This window comes from Pseudoalteromonas sp. SR45-6 (genome assembly GCF_014163545.1).
GTDB lineage: Bacteria > Pseudomonadota > Gammaproteobacteria > Enterobacterales > Alteromonadaceae > Pseudoalteromonas > Pseudoalteromonas rhizosphaerae.
This window is the reverse complement of sequence record NZ_JACJDM010000007.1, coordinates 116,698-140,228: the sequence shown is the minus strand read 5'-3', so window position 1 is coordinate 140,228 and position 23,531 is coordinate 116,698. Positions and strand designations below refer to the sequence as shown.

Genomic DNA, 23,531 nt, shown 5'->3' with positions numbered 1-23,531 from the left:
TCTTCATAGTCAGGGAGATAAAAATCAGATGAAACCACCTTGAAGTTAAAGCTACCTTTAATAAATCTGCGTTTTTTACGGGCTTTAATATATAAACCTAATTGTGCTAGTTGAATTGCACGATCATCTAAATCAATACCGTGTAAGTTATTTTCAATGATGAGTTTTGGGATTTCATCTTCGTCATAATCGGCATCGTAGTTTTCAATATGATCGAGATATAACGCATAGAAAAAATCAAAGGCATACAATAAAAAGTTACCTGAGCCAGATGCTGGATCTATTAACTTTATTTCATGTAAAGGTTTAGGGTCACGTTCTTGAGTTTTAGGTGCATTGGCTATTTTGAATTGATTTTTAATATCCGACTCTGGATACATTTCAAGGTAAAGTTTACCTAATGAATTTTTTACCAAAAACTGAACAACCCAACGTGGCGTATAAACTTGTGATTGCAAGGATACTTTGTCGTATTCTGTTTTCGCCTTACTATCTTTAAAAGCTAGTTTCTTGGCATTGTTATAGCTTTCGTATAACCAGCCTAATACATCATCACTTTGCCAAATATCATCTTCAACTTGTGAATCTTCAGCTATCACATTAAATGCTTCTACTATCTCATTCAACGAAATGGCATCAGGTAATAACGCATAAGGATACTCTTTACTGTAAAGCGATAAAGAATCACCTAATTCATTAAAGGCATGTTTAAAATAATCTCGAATACCTTCAAGTTCACTTTCACGATTCTCAGGGTATTCTTCTAACCACGCTTTATGACCAAATGAACGACCACCATGTTCAGCTTGTTTAGTGATAACAGGAGGAAATAAATTAGCTGACTCCATTACTTTTACAGCCGCTAGGCGGTTAAATAAAGTAAAGCTCAACTCATCCAGTAACTTTTCTCTAGCGTCTTGATAAGAACCTGTTTCACCAATATGGTTTTCAAGCATTACTTCAATATGTCGACGTTTTCCGCGCACTTGTTCTGGTAATTTTTCAAGTTCTATTTGCTTATTTGCACCAATACCTAGTCTTGCAAATTGCTTATCAAAAGAGGCGGAAATTAGGTTACGAATTTTATCTACATGATCTGAAAGTTTCATTATTAAGCGGTTCCCTTACTTGAATTAGTGTTAATAGAGCTAAGATCTAGCTCTATCTTTTCATCTGGTTGTGCCGATGCTAACGCTCGTAATTGTGCGGTTAAAATGTTTTTGTATTCTTGTACTGTCATATTGCCGCTTGGAATAGAAAGCTTCAGTTTACGAGGTGCTTTAGGTTGCACTGGCTTAGGTGGTTCTGGTATAGGGTCTCCAACACTAGGTTTAGCTCCTTGTGGTGGAGCTGGTGCAGGTATTGGCTCAGGTTGTGGAGGTGGCTCACTGACAAAACTATTTTCAACAATCAGTAAGTCGTTTTCTTTTGAAGGTACTAACTCAGTACTTGTTAATATTTCAGATAACGAAAAACTACTGTTTTTGCAAGAGATTGAAAAACTTAACTCTGGCTCTGTTAATACTCTGTCTTGGCAATATTTCTTAATCGTATTTAACTGATTAGCGTTATGGGTATTCAAATTTTTAGGGTAATGCGTATTTAACGCGCTGTTTGCTTTATTTACTTTAATTAATAATGCTTCGCATTGTGTTGTTAAATTTTTGCTGGCTGTATTTACTAACTTATAATAAGCATCTTTTATCTTTGTCGCTTGTTGTTGAATTGCGGCAAAGTTTTTCACCATGTCTTGTTTATATAAGCTTAATAGTTCTTCACTTGCCAATTTAATTGTTTCATCAACTATATTGGCTTTTATTAATTCAGCCGTAACTGTTTCAGCAAAATGTTTAAACTCATTAACTTTTGTATAGTTTTTCTTAATGAATTTTTGCGCCTTTAATACCGTTTGAATAGCAGACTTATAAACACTTGAATTAGTTAATAAAAACTCTACCTTTTCTTTGTAGTTGTTTTCGGTAACTTTGCTAGAAAAATCTAATAATGTGTCTTTTTGCAGGGCTACATTACTAAACAATGTTTCAAAGTTATTTACTGAGCTGTTTAATGTTGAGATAGCCGTAATAAAATGATCGGCCATATACCTAGTCGCTTCAGCTAGTTCATAATCGTTAGTGCTCCAATCTACTTTTTTGCTGGTATGCTTTTCAATATCAATTTCCATCAACAACTGAACCGCTTGATTCTTTTGAGCGGTCGATAAAGAGTCTGTGACTGACTTAAAAGAGGCTGATTTAAATTTAGTGGTATTGGTAAAGGCTTCATGCACTGCTTTTTGGTCGTGCGACATATACGGGTCGCCATTATACTTAACCGCTAATTTACCTGCTCTAAGCAATACAGCTAACGTAGAAACTAACGTACCAAAAGAATATCCCCAAGGATCATTTGAAAAGTCAGCTTCTATTGAACGTCCATCAACGTGACGTGACTTTATTTTTGCCGTTATCTCTTCAACTACTTTAAGGTGTTCACCTGTGAAATTACCATTAGAGTCGAAAAATTTAAAATCATCACCTGAAAAGAGCTTATGTAGCTCTTCTTTTCTATTACTGAATATTTTTGTTACCAAACTTTCTGACAGTTGTGTTTTAAGCTGCTTGAAATAAATATTTTTAACTAGCTTTCGTTGGTTCTCTACAATTGTACCTTTGAATGTATCTTCGTTAAGTAAATGTTCATCGAATAAATACACTAACGTAGAGTGCTTATAAGCACTGTCGATTAAAAAACGAAGATCTTTTTCTTTTTCTTCTTTAATAGTTTTAAATTCACCAATAATTCTGCGTTTATCAATATCTGACTCTGTTGAGTACTTCTCTTCCATCAACTGATAACGATGAATTTCAGCAATTAACTTATCTATTTTGGCAAAGTCTTTATTGTCAGGAATTAAAGTAATTAAGTCTTTATTGTATTGAGTTTCTAGTTTGATGTTCTCAATAAAGTCTTGTCTGTCATCACTAATATTAAACAAACTATAAGCGGTAACTTTAAGGTTTTTATTACCACCAGCACCACATAGTTCATCTTCTTGATCAGATAGCACACTGAATTTGAAACTTGTATGGCCATCGTTAAATGAGGCTATTGGGTTAAACGTTTTGTAGTTTTTAATAAAATTAATGAGATCACGTTTTTTAGTGAACAATTCAACGTCAAATTCTTTCATTTCATCAAGTAATTTACCTTCAAGATCTGAAGTGATCTTGTAGTTGTTATTTGATAATAAAAGAACTTTAGCTTCTAGCAATATTGCGAGAGACTTTTCTATTTTGGGCTTAATACCGTAATAGTCATTTACATCTGCAATATAGCTTTTAGTTATATTTTCTATTGTTGGAGCTACAACTTCTGAGTCTGCTAATAGGTGAATGGTTTTAAGTAACTTCTCACCATCAATACCTAAATCACTTTCATCCAGTATTTTTTTAGCTGTATGGTATTTATTAACTAAATCTACAGGAGGAGCTGTTTGTGCTTCACTACAAAGCGCATGACCTGTGGTAAAAGAGAACAAGCTCTGTTCACGCATTTGTTTACGTAGTACATCAAACGTGGTGATGATCATGCCACGGGCTGCAATTTGTGTTGCAACTAATGCGTTAGAGCTAAATAAGAACTTTTGCAAAATATCAAATTGATACTTATGAAACGGGTAGTAAGTAGCAAAATCATGTGCTGATTCTGTTTTTGTAGGGAATGACGATTTTAAATTTGTTGCGTCAGAAATTAACCCATCGTTTTTATTATAATATTCGACAAGTTGATCGAAATAGCTGTCTTTCTTTTTCAATAATCTGCTGCGAATGATGACATCAACTTCAGTCGATTCAAGGTGAATTTTAGTTTTAAATCTGTCAGTTACTTTAGTTAAGCTACTGCGACTAACATTGGCGTTATTGATTACACTATCTAACTTTTCTTGAGCAATTGCGATAGTCCAAACTTTACTAGAAATACTCGATAATGCCTCACTGATAGCTTCAAGATCTAGTAATGAAAACTTATTTTGGCTTATTGCTTCACTGGCTTCATCAAATACAAAAACTAATGTTTCATCGGTTTGAAATTTAAGGTAACGCTCTAACTCATCTTTGAACTTTACCGCTGAAAAGCTTTCAATCGCTTTAGCATAAACATCTTTAGTTTCTTGGTATTCAACTTCAGAATATCCCATACCAGTAAAAATTTTACGCATAACTCGCGCAACTTGTCTGTTACTTTTCTTCAGTTCACTCCATTCTTTACCTTCAAGCTCTTTGGCTTTTAGTTTGAATTCTTCATATTTTCCATCAATGAAAAGCTCGAATTCCATATAACCATAAACATCATCTCTGAAACCAAGGTTTTTAAGCAAATTAGAAAATAAAGTAAACGATAAACCTTGGTCAGTGTTTTGTTTCGCAACATCAAGAAATATTACGCGACTGTTAATACTGTCTAAATTACGCAGCGCATTCTCGATTAACCCTTCATTAGGTATACCTTTAAGTTGAGAAATAAAACGCTCTCTTGCTGGAGTACCATTTATGCTTGGATTATCGATAATATAACCGAGCATTTTACCAAAATAAGATTTACCTGACCCATAGAAACCAGATAACCAAACACCCGTTTCTTTCAGGTTAGAAGTAAATGTATTAGCAAAGCTATCAAGGTGACGACCTATGCCTTCTGTAACGATATAAGATTCAATTTCTTGCCGTATTTCATTTTCACTGCGATCTTCTAAATCTATTACGTTTTTAATATCTTCTTGAAGGTCGAGGGTTAATATTTCATTTATTTTTGTCATTGTTTGCCCTTACTTCAGCAAGATACAGCGATATTTAGACGCTGATTTAAAATTTAAGAAAAATACATTGTCATCAATTACTTTTGCAGGATAAAAAATAACTAAGGGGTGAGAAAGATTCATTACGGAAGAGTGTTCCATAATATTAACGTTTCCGATTCCTGTACCATATAGACAACCAGAGCGAACAATCATTGGGATTTTGTCATTCGCTACAGCTTGCTCAATTGCTTGAATAATTAAATCAAATAAGTCTGTTTCAGGATCATCAGACTTAAATAGCTTGCTCGGTGTACTGATAAAATCTTTATAATATTCTTCAAAAGCATCCCAACCGTCTTCATCAATCGCTTGAACAAGTAACTTACTGACATCGATGAATTCAGCTTGTTGATGATATAGCTCTTCAGCTTTATCTAGATATTCTCGTTCTTGATTAGGTGGATAAGTAAAAAGAATACTATTACCACCATTAGCCTGCTTACGAAGCTGGTCTTGGTTGGTTATTTGAAACTGTAATGCTTCGAATTTTTGCTTATTTTCTAGCAGATAAGACATCGCAAATTCCTTTATAGCTATGTGTTAATTCAATGTTCGATTCAACGCCATTAAAATCCATGTTGAAGTAACCCTTGAGTGATAACTTTTTTAATCTTTCTTGTATATCGCTTTTATCAATGAAAACTAATGGAAACATTTCATTTGATAAAACATCACGATTGTCTGGTTCATTTATTTTTAAAATATATAAAAATAAAACCAACAAATCTGATGACATTAAAATTCGTTTAAATGATTTTTTCCTTACTCCTTCAACAAAATTAATTTTGGTTAAAAACGTAAGGTATTTTGTGGCTAATGTTGTTGTGGTGGCTTCTGACCATTTGGATTTTAGCTCTTCATTATTGCTAACAAAGTCTTTTAAATAGCCTATTAATATTTCTTTAGATATGAAGGTTTTTCCTGATGAATATTCTTTAGAAAAAATTCGAATAGATAAATCTCTAAACAATCGGTTTGTTAGCGCAAACTGCCAAAATAAAATAACTTCTTTGGTTTGTAGCGTTAAATCACTGGCAAAAATAGACTGAATTAAATCTTGGTGGTCTTGGTTTCTAAATTGTAAAAAGGCAACTTCAACACCTCTTTCGATACGGCTTCGACTTTTTTCTGTTCTTAAATCAAATTCATTATCACTTGCTGACTCAGCATCAAAATATGCTTCTATAGTTTTAAAAATAGGATCACAATCTTTGATACTACCAATGACGTTTATAGTCGTATCGTATTTTTGTAGCTCGGAGGCTGGATTCAAATTATTCATTCTCAATGTATCCTGGTGCAATAGCTAAATTTTCCGCTCCGTATAGCGTTTGTCTGTTTCTAAGCCAAAGTTGATATTCATCGCATTTCAAGCTTGCTTCCTCAGTACAGTCTACATTCCATTGTTTAAGTAAATAACCTAATAAAGCGGATCTTACTTCTATCTGTAACTCTCCGGCTTCCATTGCGTAATCAAGCTCTATTGCTTTTGGGTGTTTTAGCTTTGGATGCGGAGTTAAAATTATATCGTAAATGGTATGCCATTGGGTGTCTTTATCTGCTGATTCTTCACAATTTATAGAGTGTTGCAGTATTTTTGGGCATTCAATACGGGTAGTAACAAAATCTCTAAATTCTTGGTTTGATCTATCAAAAGCGCGTACATGCCAGCGAGTACCATTATTTACAATAGAATGGGGGATTAACACCTTTGAAGTAGTGCCTGAAGTTAAAGATGTATATTGGCATTCTAAAGCGAGTTTAGAAGCAATAGCACGCATTATAGTGGCGATTATTTCGCTATTTGGGTGTATTAAGCGCGTTGCATCTTGGCAGTAACCACTTGGTTGAATTCCACTAGACAAGCCATCACCAAAACCACGGCATAAAGCGCTGAGAATACTCTCAGCGTTATGTTCGAACAAAGGTTTAAAGCTTTCTAAGCGGTGGTAGCTTTTAGTTGTATGACTTAATACTAGATTTTGAGGTGCAAGTTCTTTATATGATGAAAAATCACGAGTACACGCGGCTAAGCCAGTTTTAAAACGCTGAATTAAATCAGCTCTTGCAACTTGGCCAAAGTACTGCAGATTAAAATCTATGAACGCTAAGCGTTCCCTCTGCGCATGTGTGAGTGCATCCAATGCGGTATTAGTCATAAATATACTAAATCATTATTTTGTAGTAACTATATCAGGCAAAGTTAAAGATGCAATCAAAATGAGTTAATCTTATTTTGTATTTTGCCACGTTCGTGCGGAGGTTTTACCCAGTAGACCTGTCATAACTCCTGGCGCGCGAGTTGAGTCTTTATTACGATTATGTATTTTTATGTGTTTCCAGTTTGATTTACGGCTTTTTTTAGCTAATTTTTTTAATAAATGGCTTTTAATAAATGGGTGTTTGTTAAACATTTTCAAAAGTTCTTCTTTAGAATTAATACAACCTTTATTTGCTTCACTAGCTAATATATTTGCTTGTTCTAAGAGTTGCTTTTGCTTTTCTGTTAGTTTTGCCATTTTTAATGCTTTTTATTTATCAATGGATAATGGGCATCGCCCCAAAGCTCATTAGGGTGATCCATCATTATATCGATGATGTATGGAATGAGTTGCGATAAAAACTGTACAGCATCTTTGAGTTGCTCTCTGTTAGCACTACTGTTCCAAGTAGCTCCCCCATGTATCAATTGATTTCTTAGGGTATAGAGTCGTTGTAACACGATGGAGGTTAACTTTGCCGTTTCCTTATTTGCCAAAGCTACGTTAGCTACGCGTTTGGCATCGTTGAAACGTTGTTTGTATTCTTGCTCTTCGATTTGGCCGTTATGAAACTGCCAAAACGGTTGAAATACAAATTGATTGCTTAAAAGGATGCGAATACTTTTTGGAAACTCATGCCATAGCAAATTATAGATTCGATTTTGTGAGTCGAGAGCATCAAGCTTTTCTAGAAAGTGGCTAAACGACTGTGTTTCATTGAAGTTTAAGCATTCAGTGTCTTGGGCATAAGCAGCATTAAAAGAAACCCACAGAAAAATAAATTGGCAATCTAAATCATCATGGCATTGCTCAGATTTGTTGAGCCAACTAAGTGCTCGATGCACTCTTAAAGCCAAGCCTTCAGGGAAGTTATACCGTAGTTTCCTCTGTTTATCTTTTAATTGTTTATGAAGCATATTTTTCAGCCTTGTAAATCCGTTTAATAAGGCTAACTTACTGCTAAATTAAGAAAAAATCTACATTTGGTAGTCAAGATACATCTCTTTTCCCTATTTTTTCACTTATCCATTCTTCAACTTCCCTTTCTACCCAGGCTACAGAGTTGCCACCAAGTTCAACTTTCATGGGGAACCCACCAGCACTCATAAAGCGGTAAACAGTTGAGCGGCTTAAGCCTGTGATATGTAAAACTTCTTTTAATTTGATTAAACGCATGGGGTTTCTCCGGTTAGGTTAGTAGTACATATCCTTTCCGGGGGTAGTAATTTTTTACTGAGGCGAAACAAAAACGTTAAACATATACATCACTATTTTGCATAAACCATTAAGAGGGCATAACAATGCAAAATAACAAGTCACTATACGAATTTGATCACCCAGTAAGCGATGAACAAATACTTGAAGCAGCAGCTTACATAATCGCTCAGAAGCAATTTAGGCATGGGGCTTTAACATGCCCAAAAGACAGTGAAGAATATTTAAGGCATAAGCTGGCGTTAATCGAGCATGAGGTGTTTGCTGTACTGTTTTTGGATAGCCAAAACCGCATACTTGAATACAAAGAGTTATTTAGGGGCACTATCAACGCAGCGAGTGTTTATCCTAGAGAAGTCGTTAAAGAGGTACTGAAGCTTAATGCAGCCTCCGTAATACTGGCGCACAATCATCCTTCAGGCGTCAGTACGCCTTCACAAGCTGACAAGCTTATTACTACCAAATTACAGCAAGCACTCAACCTTATTGATGTTTCGATAGTTGATCACATCATCATTGGTGAAACCAGTTATTCATTTGCGGAACATGGCTTAATTTAAAGGGAGTAGGGTATGGCTATTAAAATAGAGCAAGTGCCAGGATTAAACGTACCAGAATCATTGTTTGGTGTGATCGTTAATGCAGTTGCTAAAGCAGGGGAGTCGGTAGGATGTGCTAAGGCGCTAATTATTAATTTCCGTGATAAAGATTACAGCGCTAAAGCCGGTGGCTTTCATCCAGTCGAGGTCAGGCTAGAAAAACGGGGTATTGGTTGGGAGCTTATATACATTACTGATTTTTCATACCAGGGCCGAACGGATTCTGAATTAGTGAAGGAGATTGATGTTTGCTTTGTGATTAAACGGGTATATCACATGCTGGTGGGCTGGTTGAGTGAACGAGAGGGAAAGGACCTTTTAACCTTGTTTGTGGCTAACTTTGTTGAGTATTACAACACAGGTTGCTACCAGGTCAGTATTACAACTGATTAAGGAGTTGGTTATGGCTGAAGTACAAGCGATTAAGGACCTTGATACAGTTAAGTTAATTAGTTACTTGCTCGAAAAACGTTGCTCTAAGCAGATGAGCCATATTTGGAATATAGGATTGAACCTAGCATTGCGTATATCTGATTTGTTGTCTGTTAAATTTACGGATATACAAAACGACAGGTTAATTATATTTGAGAGTAAAACAGGAAAGCTAGCAGAGATTAAGCTTAATCAGAAAGCATTAGCGTTTATCCACGAAGTACGCGTTACTCACCCTAACCATGTTTACCTATTTCAATCGTATCGCAATCAACAAGCTAAAAGTTCAATACCACGGCCCTTATCTCGAAGGGCTGTAACAAGAGCATTTGCGTTAGTGGGTGAAGAGCTTAATTTAAAGTTAGGCACGCACTCAATGCGAAAAACGAGAGGTTATCACCTCTATCATAAAACCCAAGATATTGCCCGTGTAATGAAAATGCTTCGCCATAGCTCCGAAGCAACAACACTTCGTTACATTGGTATAACTCAGGAGGAAATCGATAAAGACTTTGAAGAGTTAGAGCTATAAATTTATTACATATGATAGGAGTAAGTTTGTTATGTCGTTAGAAAAAGCCGTTACGTGCGGTGTAGTAGGAAATGAAGTATCTAAACAAATAACCGGCAGTTCTGAGCCTTCACTTAGTAGGACCGCCATTGCTATAAGCTCTGGTGCTGTAGCAGGAGCTGCTGTATCTGGTGCATTAGTAGTTGGCTTAGGTGTTGCATCTGCACCTGTTACGGTGCCATTGGCTGTTGCTAGTGGTTTGCTAGCTGGGGTAGCGAGTTTATTTGATTAGAAGTAAACAAAGAACGCATTTTTGCAGTGCGTTCTTTTTTTGCTTTTGTAGTGTAAATAGCGCTTCTCGTAATGCTATTTTGGGAACCTGCCACCCCTCATGTACTAAGGGTTTTAGCTTATTAAGCTAGTTGAAGGTCTCAAAAGGGCGTTAGAACAAGTATTGAGAAGCACAGGTCCTAATTAGAATATTACCTTTGACTATAACCAAAACAACGGTGCCCTAAGCCGTAATGTTTAGTTCTAAGCTTGGCGAAGTAACTTACTCGACAATAAAGAGCATGGAAGTTTTGAGCAAAATTAGGGTTATTAGCGTCAAGGTAATAGTGTGCATTATCAGGCAAATGAACAAATTCCATCGTTTCATCTACTGGTAAGGTCAACGCACTTGCCCAGGCCTTAGCTATTCGAGTAAACAAGTTATCACTTTCTATATTTATTTTACCCGTACAGTGATACCGGTCCTTATTGAAAAACAGTACAAAATGATAATGCTGATGGTGAGCTTCGTTTTTCTCTCTAGTCCAAATATATCTAATATTACATGGGTGTGGGGTTTTACCATCACGAGCTTTACGTTTTGTATCTGCTTTAATCTGCGCCTCAAGAGAAGCAATAAATCGTGTAATGATTTTATTGTTATCTAAATCAATTGTATTTGAATAAGCAGGTAGCCTTAAATCAATTCTGACTGCAAACGTTCTTTTATGCTCACTACATGCAGCATGCATTACTTTCTCAATAGCATTTAAGTAGGGAATAACCAGTCGCTGATCTACTCTAGCGAGTGTTTGATATTGATTGTATGTAGGGTTGGTTGTTACTGGGTATTGGGTTGGGTTGTTCATACTCTTTCTCCTGGTATGTATTAGTTCATATCAGGTGTGTGAGTTGTATTTTTTTAATATTTAGTAATTGAATAATATCTAGGGAATTAAAATCTCTATAAATACTACCAAACCGAAATTAGTTTTGGAAAAAGTAAGCAAGTATCAATGGGCTATTTATTCGAGCACTCCACATACGAGCTTTGCGTTTAATTATTTCTGCTCTAAAGTTACTACTCGATTAAACTAAATTGAGAGCTATGATATCTATATTTTTGAACTAAATACTATTCTTACTTTTGGAGTAAGATTGTTTGTATTCAGGCACAAAAAAAGGTTCCTTTTCAAGACAAAAACATTAGCTTTCATATTATCGATTTCAGATATGTAGTTTCTGTAGGCTTTAACTCGAAAGGGAGTTGATTTTTTAAAGTAAGCATATGTAATAAACAATAAGCAATTTACATAAACATTTATAAATGAAGTGATAAAACTACTTAGATGATATAAATTCGAATTCATGTGAAAAATATCAGTTGTTCCAAATAGTGAATTGCTAACATCAAGTATAGATAGGTGTTGTTTTTGGTTTCTACAACTAAGAATTTTTTTTATACACTTTATAGTAAGTAGAGCCAAGGAGCTCCGAAAGTTATCAATAGAACTCTCGGGTTGATCAGCTAAATATGATTTAACTAACTCAAATGTAAGCCCTGAAAAATGGCCATTTAGGTAAACATCAAAAAGCACTTTGTACCGAATGTCAAAGCTGCTTGGTAACCAATTACAAATGCTACTTACATAATCTCCAATTTTAACCTCTTTTGAACTTAATAATAAGTTAAAGTCTAATGCAGTTGTATTCAGCTCATCTAAACTATCGTAATTAGGTATTGATAAACTGTATGCGGATGGCCTTTTTGTAATAAGTCGATTTTCCTCATAAGTGAATACCTCATTTTTCCTGAAAGTACACCCTCTTGTTAATTGTGTAATTAAATCGTGTTCTATAAGTTTAGTAACAGCTGTTTTTACCTCTATTGTTTTTAACCCGCAAGCATTAGCTATGGTAGGCAATGAAAAGTTTTCAACGTGCCCAAACTCATCCTGGTTAAGTACGAAGAAGCACCATACTATTTTCACAGGCACTCTAAAACTTTTACCCTCTACTTTTAGAAGCTTTTCGATCGGTAATGATTTAGTCATTTCTGTGTGTTCATCGTAGATAAAAATGTATGACTCAGCAGGTCGTCCTTTTTTAGAATGTTCAGTTTTGTGCTTTAAAATTGCATTAAATTCTTGTAGCTCTTCTATTACTTTTTTAAATTTATTGTGTGTACATCCTAATTCAAGGAAGTCAGCTTTAGATAATTTGTCTCCAATTACTCTCCCTGTAATTAAACGAATTAACACCCACTTTGTATATGGAGATAAATTAGATGTGAAAGTAAAAAACTCATTCATTTGATTGTTTTCGTGTGGGGGAGTATACCTGCTAGTAGAGCAGAATAGATTAATAAATACAATAACAGGGTATTATTTTGTAATTTAAAAAAGGTGTGATATTTAATCTCAATTAGACTCTAGTTTAGATTTTTTATTAGTTTTAAAAGTCTAATTGATTGTCTAATTGATCGTCTAATTTAGAGTCTGATTTAGGGTCTTATTGGGAGTTATATTGAGGATTTAATTTAGTATCTAAAAGGTACCTGGTGAGGTTTTGATGTGAGTTCTATTTAATAACTAATTTAGATTTTGGCTGGTACCTAATTGCACAGCTTAATCAGGAGGTGAGGTAGATTCTGATCGCAAAGCAGTTGCTTACAAATTGGTATTGGATTATTGTTTTCGATAACATCCGCAAACGGTAAAACACAGGGAAGAACTAATGACAGATCGGATTGCTAGCAAGAAGATTTTGACGTGGGTTAATGAAGATAATGAAGATTTGCGTAAATGGCTAGCATGCCGCTATGACAGTTACAGTAGTTATTTTAAATCTCCAGATGCCACATTAGATAGCTTTATTAGAGATGAAATAAAACGTATAAGTGATAATGAAGATAGTCAAAAAGTTAGTCTTGATAAGCTCTATAAAGCATGGAAAAGCTATGAAAGAGGCTTAAACAATATCTCTAATAAAGTCTGTAAACTTCAGCTCGAGGTGTCTAAATCAGCGCGTGATAAACTAAAGACGTTAAGTGCCGCGGATGAAATATCTCAATCTAAATATATTGAAAAGCTAATAAATTACGCTAGGAAAAACCCTAAGCTGATTTCTAAAGATACAAAAGTACAAGAACCTTACAAACACAAACAGAGAACTTTTGATGATAGCCTTGACTTAAAAGCTATAAGAGAAAACTTATCAACTATTGATGGTAAGATTACTAGATTATTAGATGCTTGGGAGGAGTAGGGCAAGCTGAGCTTTCTTTAGGCCGCCTTGGTTATTTTTAAAAATAAATAACTTTTAGTATACCTATTGGTATTCCTTGTGTTTATTGTTTTCGGTATTTTTATTGATAATCAGTGGGTTGCTGGGCTCTTAAGAATCCCTCCCTCCCGCCATTATTCTATATCAGGACGCCTCATGGCGTCCTTTTTTGTGCCTTCATCAATACGAACTTTTTCAGCCCTTGATATCAAGGTTATTAACAATATAATTATTTTAGTCTGTAAATAGCTCATTAATTCAATTGCTATAAAGTAAAACTAATTATTCAAGTTTAGTCCAATATCTCCCACTACTATAAAATTATTAACACGTTGATTTTATATTTTTCAGTTAGTTTTTATTTACTAAGTAGCTAATTTATAAAGTAAATGCTTATTCAAGAAGTGTGCAGTTTATAATGTATGAATAAAAAGCAGCCAAACGGATAGCGTGTAATAATTATGCTTTGTTGTTATCTTAAATGGATTTCCTAGTAATCTTTTTGATAATAGTTATCATTGCAATTGATTTTTGCGTTGCCATTACTGGTAAGTACCTTTATTATATTGCCCTTAATTTATATTACAATAATATTGATGGGTTGGTTTATGCTTTTTTGTCGTTTTTTAAAAGCTACGTTTATATTCCCTAAGCGGTTCTTTGTTTTTTCTTGTTTAAGTCTTTTGTTATTAAGTGGTTGTGTATCTGTACCGGAACAATCGAAGCCTTGGGCTGATGGCGTTACAGTCGGTAAGCTCGATAATGGTTTAACTTATTATTTGTATGACAGCGAAGAACAAACAGATCCTTTTAATATCCGTTTAATTGTTAATGCTGGCTCCGTTGATGAGGCAACGCCAAGCGGCGTTGCTCATATGGTTGAACATATGGTATTTCGTACCACAAAAGCACACCCAGAATCCCTTCATCAGTATTTTAATACTTTAGGTTGGTCAACGGGCAAGCAGGTTAATGCTGTGACTCGTGAATCATTAACCCAGTTCATGATCCGTACGCGTGTTAATGATGCACTTGATTTATCACAATCTTTGGCGCTAATGGCTGATATTGCCTTTGGTGCGCAATTTAAAGAGCAAGATTGGCAAAAAGAGCAAAGCATTATTTTAGAAGAGTGGCGTCGCGGTGAAAATGTTGCTAAGCGTGTTAGCCGACTTAAAAAAGAGCAGGTTAGACATGGCTCTCGTTATGTGAGCAGGCCGGCTATAGGTACAAGAGAAAGTATTTTAGCAACGACTGCTGCTGATATTGCTCAGTTTTATAAAACGTTTTATGTACCGAGTAATATGTCGTTGGTTATTTCTGGCAATATAGACAAAAAACAAGCTATTGAAGCACTTAATAAATATTTTGCACCGCAAAATAACACGCCTAAGCCGAATAGAGACTACGTTGAGTTACCATTAAAAAAACAATTTCATATTGGTAGTATTCAAGATCCACAAGGAAGCTCTACTGCAACCGTTCTCGGTTTTAGAAGTAAACTTGCTGAGCCGAGTTCTCTTGCCGCTGAAGAAGACCGCTTAGTTCGCTATTTTTTACGTAAAATGATCAGTGATCAAGTTATCCGTGACCGTAAATTTTATGATCAACGTAAAGTCAGTTTACATTTAAAACAACCAACCAATAAGCGAATTATTGCTGCTTTTGTGTCACGTTCAAAAAACCACCACCAAGGTCTCAAGGACATCTGGACAGAGCGCCGTCGTTTATTAAGCTATGGATTGGATGAGCTTGAGTTGCAAGCACATAAAGAAAAAGCCCGAGCGATACTGCAACGCCAACTAGGTAAAGGAGAAGACAGCCGCGATTATAATGGCTGGGAAGATAAAATCACCAATGCTGTGACCAGTAATAAAATACTGCTCAATAGTCGTGATAAAGCACGTTTTCAACTTGATTTACTTAATAAAATTACAATTGAACGTTTAAATATTCGTCTTAAAGAATTGCTAAACGCAGGCGATCAATTTTTGTATTTACAATTTCCCGGTGATGTTAAAAAGTATCAATTATCATTAACACAAGTCAAAGCGATACAAGCTTTAACGCCTAAAGACCTTGCTCCACCTGTCGCTTATACAGCCCCTAAAAAAGCACCGCAACCTGTACTGCCGTCAGTAAATCTGCCAGATATGAGCGAATTTGCTGCAGGTCATATCATTACCAAACAACAAATTGCAGTCAGTGGTGATGCGCCTGAGATCACTGTTTGGCAATTAGATAATAATGATAGAGTTGTTTGGTTAAATAAACCAACCGCAAATAACCAACTTTATATCAATATCACGACAGCAGCAGGCTATGATAATCAACAGCAATCACCTAGCTTAAGTCAGCTTGCAGTGCAATTGTGGCAACAAACACCGCCTAAAGGGTTTACTGAACAACAGTGGCAGCAATTACCTAAGTGGTCTTGGGTGTATAAAGCTGATCAGCTAAGTATTGGTGCCGTTGTTGAAGAACACGAGTTTACTGATTTATTGAAAACTTACCGCTTACACATTGAGCAAGGCCAACTTGACTCACAAGGCTTTGCCGACACTAAGCAGGAACTTATTAAGTTTTACGATAAACAAGCTAAGCCAAATACATCACTGAAAAAGATCATTTCTCAAGCTCGTTTTTCAGCAGATGATTTAGCTGATACTGCCAGTGATAATATTGAGGGCTTAACTAAGGCATCATTAGAGTCGATAGCGAAAGATGTTTTATTGCAACCAGTAACGATATATATTTTAGGAAAACAACCCGCTAACAGTGATGAGCTGTTAACTCATTTATTAGCATCTATTAAGCGAACTCCTGCACTAACATCCAAACCAGTCATACAGCAAAGTGGCATTAAGCAGCTAGAGGTTAATTATTATAATGAACCTAAAAGTAAAGTTATGCGAGAAGGCTTTACTTCGTTTACGTGGACTCCTGAAAACGCTTTTTTAGTGGCAACCTTATCAGAGGTGACACGTCAACAATTAAAACAGCGTTTAAGGTATGAATTATCAGGTATATATAATATTGATTTTTCGATGAAATTAGATCAATTTACGAATCAGGTGCAACTATCGTTATCATTTATTTGTGCACCAAATAGACGTGAAGAGCTAATAGCAGCGACTGATAATGTACTTGCGACTATGCCAGAGATTTTAAAAACACTTGATTTAATTAAGCTAAAGCAAAACCTTGTATATGCCGAAAAGCAACGTTTAAAGCAACCATCTACATGGTTAAAGCGTTTGGAACTGAGTATGCAAAGTTATGATGATGCGCGGTATTTAGCTCATATAAATAGTTTACCTAGTTTAGTAACGAATATGAGTTTGTCATCTATTGCGGGGCAAATTTTGCCAGTACAAAATCAAGTTACGCTTGTAACAAAACCAATTGAAGAACTAAATAACTCATTTTAAATACATTATAAGGATTCGATATGTTTGCAAAACACTTAGTGGCAGCTTTAATAGCCTGTTCAATGTTTTTTACAGTACACGCGGCGCAAAACCAGTTTGGTGAAACTGTTAATTCAGATGACGTTATCAAAGTATCAACCGTATTAGCAACGCCAGATAGTTATGTTGATAAGCAAATCGTTATCAAAGGAATAGTTACCAATGTGTGTAGCAAAAGAGGCTGTTGGATGACGGTACAATCTGATCAGCGCTTTCAAGAACTTTTTGTAAAAGTTCGTGATGGTGAAATGGTTTTTCCGATGAGCGCACGTGGCAAAGATGCTTTAATAAAAGGAAAGCTCACAAGCCATCCGTTATCTCTTGAGCAAAGTAAAAGTTATTTAGCTGATGAAGCTAAAAAACAAGGCAAAGCGTTTGATCCTGAATCAGTCACGGCGGCGGTTAACTTTTATCAATTAACACCATCAGGGGTAACCATTCTTGACTAGAAAGCAGTCTTTTAGCTGGTTTAAGTTAAACCGTACATTGCACCGAGACATTGGCTATTTTTGTATCGGTTTAACTATTATTTTTGCGGTTTCAGGTATTGCAGTTAATCATATTGACGACTGGAATCCTAACTATGCAGTTGAGCGATCAGAGTATAGTTTGCCTAAGCAACCCTGGTTAGAAATGAATGATGAGGCAATTAATAAAGCCGTAATAAAAGCTGTTGATACCAGTAAAGGTTTTAAAAGTAGTTACTGGAGTTCGGCGCAAGAATACCGAGTATTTTTAAAAGATGGCTCAAACCTGACTTTAAATATACCTACGTCATCATTGGTGTTTGAAGAAATATCACCGCGATATGTATTGCAAGCATTTAATCGTTTGCATTTAAACGAAAGCCATAAAGCATGGGTGATTTTCTCTGATATTTACGCTGTATTATTATTATTTTTAGCGGTGTCGGCGTTATTTATGGTGAAAGGTAAAAATAGTCCGTGGCGCAAAAAATCGATCTACTTGGTCGCAGGAATTACATTACCAGCACTATTTATATTTTTATAAAAAGCAGTGCAGTTATGGTGTTTAAAATAATAAATAAACTGCACAGCAATCTAAAATGACAATTTAAACGCTTAAAAATCGAACTTTTGCAATCACGATGGTGAATACTAATTATTTACATTGGTGTGTCGTTGTTTGTTTTCAATAAGGATTGAGTCAATAAATGAATGTATTATTTAAAAGTTTGCCTATAGCAGCTGCGCTTATAATGGCTGGCTGTGGAGGAGGTAGTGATAGTGGTGAGACTCCCACTTTTGCCAATGAAACACAAACGGTTGTGCTCAAAGAGGATACTGCTTATACCGATCAAGTCGCTGTGACAAATGCCAGTGATGATATTCGCTATATTTTAGGTTCTGCAGCAAACCATGGCGCGGTAAAAATTAATAATAATGGCGAGTATACTTATACGCCCGATGAGAATTATTTTGGTGCAGACAGTATTACCATCACTGCAACAAATGGCTCAAAAAGTAGCCGTGTTGTTATTAACTTTACAGTTGAAAATGTTAATGATATTCCGCAGTTGTTGTCAACGAGCGTTGCCGTTACATCATCGACAACCACTGAAGGTCAGATTGAATTTTACGATCCAGATGGCGACTCAGTGACAGTCAAAGTGCTAAAGGCGCCAGAAGAAGGAACGCTAGTACTGAATGAAAATACGGGCGAGTTTATTTATACCGCACCGACACTCAACAGTATTTCTGGTAGTTTTACCATCAGTTATACAGATGGCCGTATTGAAACGCCATTGACTGCTGTTATTAATCTTATTCCTTCGTATGTTACTAACCAAGACAAGCATAATTATTATTATAGTTCTTCTAAGTCACACCTTAAGCAAGCTCAGGTAATTGCAAACACCATCAATGATGATCTAATACTTAATGACATTCGAGAGGCATTATCAATTAGTTATACTGTTGCGGGGTTTGAAGAAACAGGCCAAGAGTTTATTGATAAAATGTCCGATGAGTTTGTTCGTTCACAAGCTTATAAAGCGTTAGCTGATAAGTATATTGAATTGGGCTTAATGGATAAAGCATACCCTTATTTAATGGCAAGCTTTAGCTTAGCCAATAGTTCGCTTGCAAACAAGGGGGTTGCCAATATTACCAGTAAAGATACATCGTTTTTTTATACGTTGACGAAAGGCTTTATCAATGCGAATTATGTGAGTGAAGCAGTTACTGTACTCAATAAATTGAAAGAGTATGCACTTGTAGTGCGTGAAGATACATATACAAGTTCTTATGGTTATTATCTTAACGGTGCGTATTCAGCAACTAGCCAGTTGTTAGATAACTACTTGGCTAAACCGACATCTGAAAACCGCGAACAAGCCTCCTTGATACTGGATAATTACATTGAGTTAATTGAGTTGACCCCGCCTTACATTCAAAAAAGGGGTGTTTATAAAGATGAAAAGCAAAATCAATTTAATGCATTACATATTGCTCGAGCGACTCAGCTTGCCTACCAATTAGGAAAAATAGACTTAGCTAAACAACTTTTAAATAAAGGGCTTAGTTACTATGGAATTGTTGGCCTCGATAACGCTTATCCTTATACAGCCTCGCCTTATTCAGAAGCAACGGTCGGCAGTTATACTTACCCTTTAACTTCTTTATCGGGTTTAATTGTGGCGCTGTACGGTGAACAAGAGACGAACCCTGTTTACGCTAAACTCACTAAATCAACAGATACTGATAATGCCAAAGCGGCTGAATTAAAATATATTGTTTTAACAAAACTATTGAATGGTTTTAGTGTTGATGATGCTTTTGCACCGCTCGATAAACTCTATCAAGATAACGCAGACACAAGAGATTATGTAAGCTTAATTTTAGACGCTGATACTGGTTTGATGACACTACTGAATAATTTGGGTGAAACTCAGCTGGCGCTTAAATTAGTAGATAAAGCTAACACTTTAATCAGTAATGATGAGTATATTCTTCAGCAACTTACTAGTTATATTAGTGGTTATAAAGGCTGTACACTCATAACTAAGCATGTTGCTAATTTAGGTGGTGATGTAGCAGCACAGATCCAGTTTTGTAGTGATTTGGTATTCAATAAGCTTCTTTCAGAAACTAAAAATACACAGTCTCATATCTCAGCGCTCAATGATTTATTAAAAACCCACATATTCGCCAACGATAAAACAGATACCAGTAGAGTAACAAATTCATTAAATGCAGAAATTGCTCGTTTATTTGAGGGTGAAAATACTGAAATAAAAGATCAATTTAAATTTCTATATGAGTACTTAGGCTCTTACATCCAATTAGGCGAGTTAGCACCAGCACAAGAGCAAATCAAACGCTCTTTAGCGATATATAAACAACATGCAGATACCTTAACGGCAAGCGACCGAATGGTTATCTTAAAATCTATTAATACTTACCTTATTAATAACCAGATAGATAGCTCTTTGAGCTTTGTTGCACAGCTGTCGATTAGTGTCGCTAATATTCCTGACTATCAAGCACAGCGAGCACACGTTATTGAAGTAGCTACTGAAATCGTTAACTCTATTGTTGATACAACACTGCAATCTTCAGATAAAGAAATACAGGATGCAGGAGAAGAAATGGTTTTTGCTTTAACTATGTTAAACGCATATGACAAAGCATTACAAGTGGTTAACTCATCTGCTTTTGCAGAAGCTGATCGCATGGAATTAAATGCACAAAGAGCACTGTTGATCGCCCAAAAAGATGATTTTTTAGGGAGCCAAGTGGCAAGTGTCGATACCGATTATGATGGTAGACCTAACTTTTTCTTACCAGGGGTTTCGCAAAGTGAAATTGATGAGTCTGGTTTGGTGGCTGATGACGACGCAGATAGCGATGGTATACCAGACAATCAAGACATAACACCCATTGGGAATTAATAGGATGAAACAAATGCAACACATGCAAACACCGTGTCTATTGACGTGTTTACTCTTTGTTACTGCATTACCCAATGCTTATGGGAATGAAGTAAAAGAGCAGAGTAATCAAACAGAAAAACAGCACTGCGAAACAAAAGATTGTGCAAACCTTGAGCACATTCAGGTTAATGGCCAGTTTATTGGTATTGAAGTGCCCGAAGTGATTGGCCGCGCATATTTAAATAGAGATTTTATTAATGCGACTCCTAAAGGAAACGGCGATATTAATGAACTAATTTCTCTTTTGCCTGGTGTGCAATTAAGTGATGAAGCGATGAGTATTGATAGTCTTGCGGAAATTACCGCACCTGAGATCTCAATTTCAGGTGCTCAGCCGTGGCAAACAGGGTTTAGTTTAGATGGCATGAACTACAATAATCGTGTTGATCCTGCAACCAGCTCACGGCTTACGGCCAGTGCAAATGATGTATCTGGTGGTGTGCAAACGATGAATGTAAACAGCGATATTGTTGATTCAATAACGGTGTACGATCACAACATTCCCGCCGAGTATGGGGATTTTTCCGGTGGCATTGTTGATGTAAAAACAAAGTCCCCCTTTTTAACTGGCGACTCGGGCAGTATTGCGTATCGTACAAATCAAAGTGACTGGGGGCAATACCACGTTATCCAAGGTGATGAGGAAAGAGTTAGCGAGACGGCGGATGCGTTAGAGCCACCCAGTTATACAAAAGAAAACCTAGATTTATCATTACAAAAACGCTTTAACAAACACCACGGTGTTTTATTCAGCGTTAATTATATGCAAAGTGAAATATCGGATTTGTCATTACAAACTATGCAAACGCAAAAACGTACAAATATAAATTCGTTAATTAAATACAGCTATCGTGATGGCTGGATAGATAAGCTTGATTTAACGGCGATGTATTCACCGTATCAAAGTGATGCTTATTTAAAAGATGTTGCTGCAAGTGATTATAAACTTGAAGGTGGCAATATGGGACTTATTGCAAATTTTGCTAATGACACTAAGTTTGGATATTGGGATACAAAAATTAACTACAGTCGATCAGACAGTAGCCGAGAAGGGCCCGAGCATTACTTTAGTTGGCTACAAATTAAAGGAAAAGAGTGGGGACAGTTAGCCGATCAGGGAGATGATATTCGGTTATCGCAAGAGGGCGGTTATGGTAATTTGGACACAGTGCAAGATACTATCAATATTAAATCATCGTTAGATGTCCCTCGTTTTGAATGGTTAAGTATGGAGCATGATATTAAGCTCGGAGGTGAATACACTTCGCAGTCAGTAAAACGCGATCGTGATCAAGACAGCTATAATTACAATGCCCCTCAATATATTTTTAATCCTAACAATCCACTGGATTGTAACGGCTACACACTTGATTGTGTACAAGAGCAGTACCGCGTTGACTTAACCACCTTAGCTGAGCAATTTGGGGGGACATTTAATTTTAATGATCCCGAGCAATCATTAGCATATGCTGAGAACACTCTCGTTGCAGCGCAATATTTTTCATCACGTCAGGTAACGCCGCAAGAACATATTGATGTGTCGTTATCTCGTCAATCTCTGTTTATCACCGATAGTTTAAAGTGGTGGCGGTTATCGCTAAATCTAGGTTTGCGTTATGATTATGATGACTTTTTAAAAAATCACAATATAGCTCCACGCTTATCAGTGGGTTACGATATTTTTGATGATGGCAACACATTGCTCACGGCGGGTGCAAACCGTTATTATGATGCTAGTTTGATGAGTTATAAAATTCGTGAACAGCAACGTTTTTCTTATCGGGAATATCGTCCTATTCGTGATTCACGTTTGCAAGGCTGGCAGCCATCGGCTTATACCGGTGAGTTTAAATACCAGTTTGATGAGCTTGATACACCCTATGATGATGAAATTGCTTTAGGCCTTAAACACGCAACACAAAGCTTTGGTAATTTTTCGATTAAGTATGTAAGGCGACTTAAAAAACAACAGTTTTCACGTGTTAGATCAGATGAAGTCAGTGAAGATGGTTATAAATACATCCGAATGACCAATAATGGCACAGGCTCAAGTAAACGTTACTCAATAGCCTGGGATGCGCGCTTTGCTGGGCACTCGTTATGGGCGAATGTTAGCTATAGTGAAAATAAAGCGTCGAACCTTAGTTACGATGCCGATGCAGATAATACTCCGCTTGAAGAATTAGTTTATTATCAAGAGGGGGACGAAGGACGAGCGGTAAGTTTAAGTCAGCTACAAATGTTGAAAACAAACTTTGCCAGCCCCGTGATTGCAAATATAGGTTGGAATGTCGATTGGCTAGATAGCTTAAGTACAGGTTTAAGCGCGACCTACAAAGGTGCTTATGATAATGCAGTAAAAACAACTAGGCTCGAATCATATGGTTTAACGCAAGAGTGCAGTACCTGCGCTATTGAAACTGTTTATCTATCCGTGTATGAAAAGCGTGAGATTGAAGCACGTATTATGGTTGGCTTAAATTTACGCTTTAATTATGAGTTTGTTAAAGGTCAAAATGTTGAGTTAAGAGCCGATATTACTAATTTATTTAATGCACGTACCAACACAGTGACCGAAGGGTTCTCAGGCGTTGAGCCTGGTCGAATGTATTGGTTAGGCGCAAGCTATAATTTTTAATAAGTCTATTTTCTGCTAAATACAGTTGTATAAA

20 protein-coding genes are annotated in these 23,531 nt (G+C 36.1%); 10 read left to right on the top strand and 10 right to left on the bottom strand.

The window, feature by feature from the left end; translation table 11 throughout:
* The 8 genes from H5158_RS05625 to H5158_RS05590 form a co-directional block, all read right to left on the bottom strand.
* On the bottom strand, positions 1 to 1,109 hold a 1,109-nt coding region (locus H5158_RS05625), incomplete at its 3' end, for a BREX-1 system adenine-specific DNA-methyltransferase PglX (protein WP_259399421.1).
* 2 nt (positions 1,110 to 1,111) lie between these two features.
* Positions 1,112 to 4,819, bottom strand: coding sequence for a BREX system P-loop protein BrxC (brxC, locus tag H5158_RS05620; protein WP_182739649.1), 3,708 nt, complete (start codon positions 4,817 to 4,819; stop codon positions 1,112 to 1,114).
* A gap of 9 nt (positions 4,820 to 4,828) precedes the next feature.
* On the bottom strand, positions 4,829 to 5,377 hold the full coding sequence (locus H5158_RS05615; protein WP_182739648.1) for a hypothetical protein: 549 nt from the start codon (positions 5,375 to 5,377) through the stop codon (positions 4,829 to 4,831).
* The gene (locus H5158_RS05610) at positions 5,355 to 6,143 is read right to left on the bottom strand and encodes a BrxA family protein (protein ID WP_182739647.1); all 789 of its coding nucleotides are present in this window, start codon (positions 6,141 to 6,143) and stop codon (positions 5,355 to 5,357) included. The genes H5158_RS05615 and H5158_RS05610 overlap by 23 nt, the downstream gene beginning before the upstream one ends.
* Positions 6,136 to 7,020, bottom strand: coding sequence for a WYL domain-containing protein (locus tag H5158_RS05605; RefSeq protein ID WP_182739646.1), 885 nt, complete (start codon positions 7,018 to 7,020; stop codon positions 6,136 to 6,138). Before H5158_RS05605 ends, H5158_RS05610 begins: the two co-directional genes overlap by 8 nt.
* 72 nt (positions 7,021 to 7,092) lie before the next feature.
* On the bottom strand, positions 7,093 to 7,380 hold the full coding sequence (locus H5158_RS05600) for a hypothetical protein (protein ID WP_182739645.1): 288 nt from the start codon (positions 7,378 to 7,380) through the stop codon (positions 7,093 to 7,095).
* A 2-nt stretch (positions 7,381 to 7,382) separates the two neighbouring features.
* The gene (locus H5158_RS05595) at positions 7,383 to 8,039 is read right to left on the bottom strand and encodes a HEPN domain-containing protein (protein ID WP_182739644.1); all 657 of its coding nucleotides are present in this window, start codon (positions 8,037 to 8,039) and stop codon (positions 7,383 to 7,385) included.
* A gap of 73 nt (positions 8,040 to 8,112) precedes the next feature.
* On the bottom strand, positions 8,113 to 8,298 hold the full coding sequence (locus H5158_RS05590; protein ID WP_182739643.1) for an AlpA family transcriptional regulator: 186 nt from the start codon (positions 8,296 to 8,298) through the stop codon (positions 8,113 to 8,115).
* Positions 8,299 to 8,423: 125 nt separating this feature from the next.
* On the opposite strand from H5158_RS05590, the gene radC reads away from it, so the two are divergent.
* The 4 genes from radC to H5158_RS05570 are packed head-to-tail and all read left to right on the top strand — an operon-like array spanning position 8,424 to position 10,171.
* Positions 8,424 to 8,897: a RadC family protein gene (gene radC, locus H5158_RS05585; protein WP_149602878.1), complete on the top strand. Its 474-nt coding sequence runs from the start codon at positions 8,424 to 8,426 to the stop codon at positions 8,895 to 8,897.
* Between the two features lie 12 nt (positions 8,898 to 8,909).
* Entirely contained in the window at positions 8,910 to 9,329 is a 420-nt protein-coding gene (locus tag H5158_RS05580; protein WP_182739642.1) for a DUF2787 family protein, read from the top strand.
* A gap of 10 nt (positions 9,330 to 9,339) precedes the next feature.
* A complete protein-coding gene (locus H5158_RS05575; protein WP_182739641.1) occupies positions 9,340 to 9,900 on the top strand; it encodes a tyrosine-type recombinase/integrase in 561 nt (186 codons plus the stop codon).
* Between the two features lie 31 nt (positions 9,901 to 9,931).
* A complete protein-coding gene (locus H5158_RS05570; protein ID WP_182739640.1) occupies positions 9,932 to 10,171 on the top strand; it encodes a hypothetical protein in 240 nt (79 codons plus the stop codon).
* A gap of 190 nt (positions 10,172 to 10,361) precedes the next feature.
* On the opposite strand, the gene H5158_RS05565 is transcribed toward H5158_RS05570, so the two are convergent.
* Both H5158_RS05565 and H5158_RS05560 read right to left on the bottom strand, forming a co-directional pair.
* Positions 10,362 to 11,018 (bottom strand): inovirus Gp2 family protein, encoded by a 657-nt coding sequence (locus tag H5158_RS05565; protein WP_182739639.1) that lies wholly within the window; start codon positions 11,016 to 11,018, stop codon positions 10,362 to 10,364.
* 246 nt (positions 11,019 to 11,264) lie between these two features.
* A complete protein-coding gene (locus tag H5158_RS05560; protein ID WP_182739638.1) occupies positions 11,265 to 12,461 on the bottom strand; it encodes a hypothetical protein in 1,197 nt (398 codons plus the stop codon).
* Positions 12,462 to 12,885: 424 nt separating this feature from the next.
* Here H5158_RS05560 and H5158_RS05555 point away from each other — a divergent pair, with 424 nt between their 5' ends.
* From H5158_RS05555 to H5158_RS05530, 6 genes are all read left to right on the top strand, one after another.
* The gene (locus tag H5158_RS05555; protein ID WP_182739637.1) at positions 12,886 to 13,416 is read left to right on the top strand and encodes a hypothetical protein; all 531 of its coding nucleotides are present in this window, start codon (positions 12,886 to 12,888) and stop codon (positions 13,414 to 13,416) included.
* A 626-nt stretch (positions 13,417 to 14,042) separates the two neighbouring features.
* Positions 14,043 to 16,865, top strand: a complete 2,823-nt coding sequence (locus H5158_RS05550; protein WP_182739636.1) for a M16 family metallopeptidase — start codon at positions 14,043 to 14,045, stop codon at positions 16,863 to 16,865.
* Between the two features lie 20 nt (positions 16,866 to 16,885).
* The gene (locus tag H5158_RS05545; RefSeq protein WP_182739635.1) at positions 16,886 to 17,353 is read left to right on the top strand and encodes a DUF4920 domain-containing protein; all 468 of its coding nucleotides are present in this window, start codon (positions 16,886 to 16,888) and stop codon (positions 17,351 to 17,353) included.
* Positions 17,346 to 17,915, top strand: coding sequence for a PepSY-associated TM helix domain-containing protein (locus H5158_RS05540; protein WP_182739634.1), 570 nt, complete (start codon positions 17,346 to 17,348; stop codon positions 17,913 to 17,915). The genes H5158_RS05545 and H5158_RS05540 overlap by 8 nt, the downstream gene beginning before the upstream one ends.
* A 163-nt stretch (positions 17,916 to 18,078) precedes the next feature.
* The gene (locus tag H5158_RS05535) at positions 18,079 to 20,817 is read left to right on the top strand and encodes an Ig-like domain-containing protein (RefSeq protein WP_182739633.1); all 2,739 of its coding nucleotides are present in this window, start codon (positions 18,079 to 18,081) and stop codon (positions 20,815 to 20,817) included.
* A gap of 4 nt (positions 20,818 to 20,821) precedes the next feature.
* Positions 20,822 to 23,497: a TonB-dependent receptor plug domain-containing protein gene (locus H5158_RS05530; protein ID WP_259399420.1), complete on the top strand. Its 2,676-nt coding sequence runs from the start codon at positions 20,822 to 20,824 to the stop codon at positions 23,495 to 23,497.
* Positions 23,498 to 23,531 lie beyond the last annotated feature (34 nt).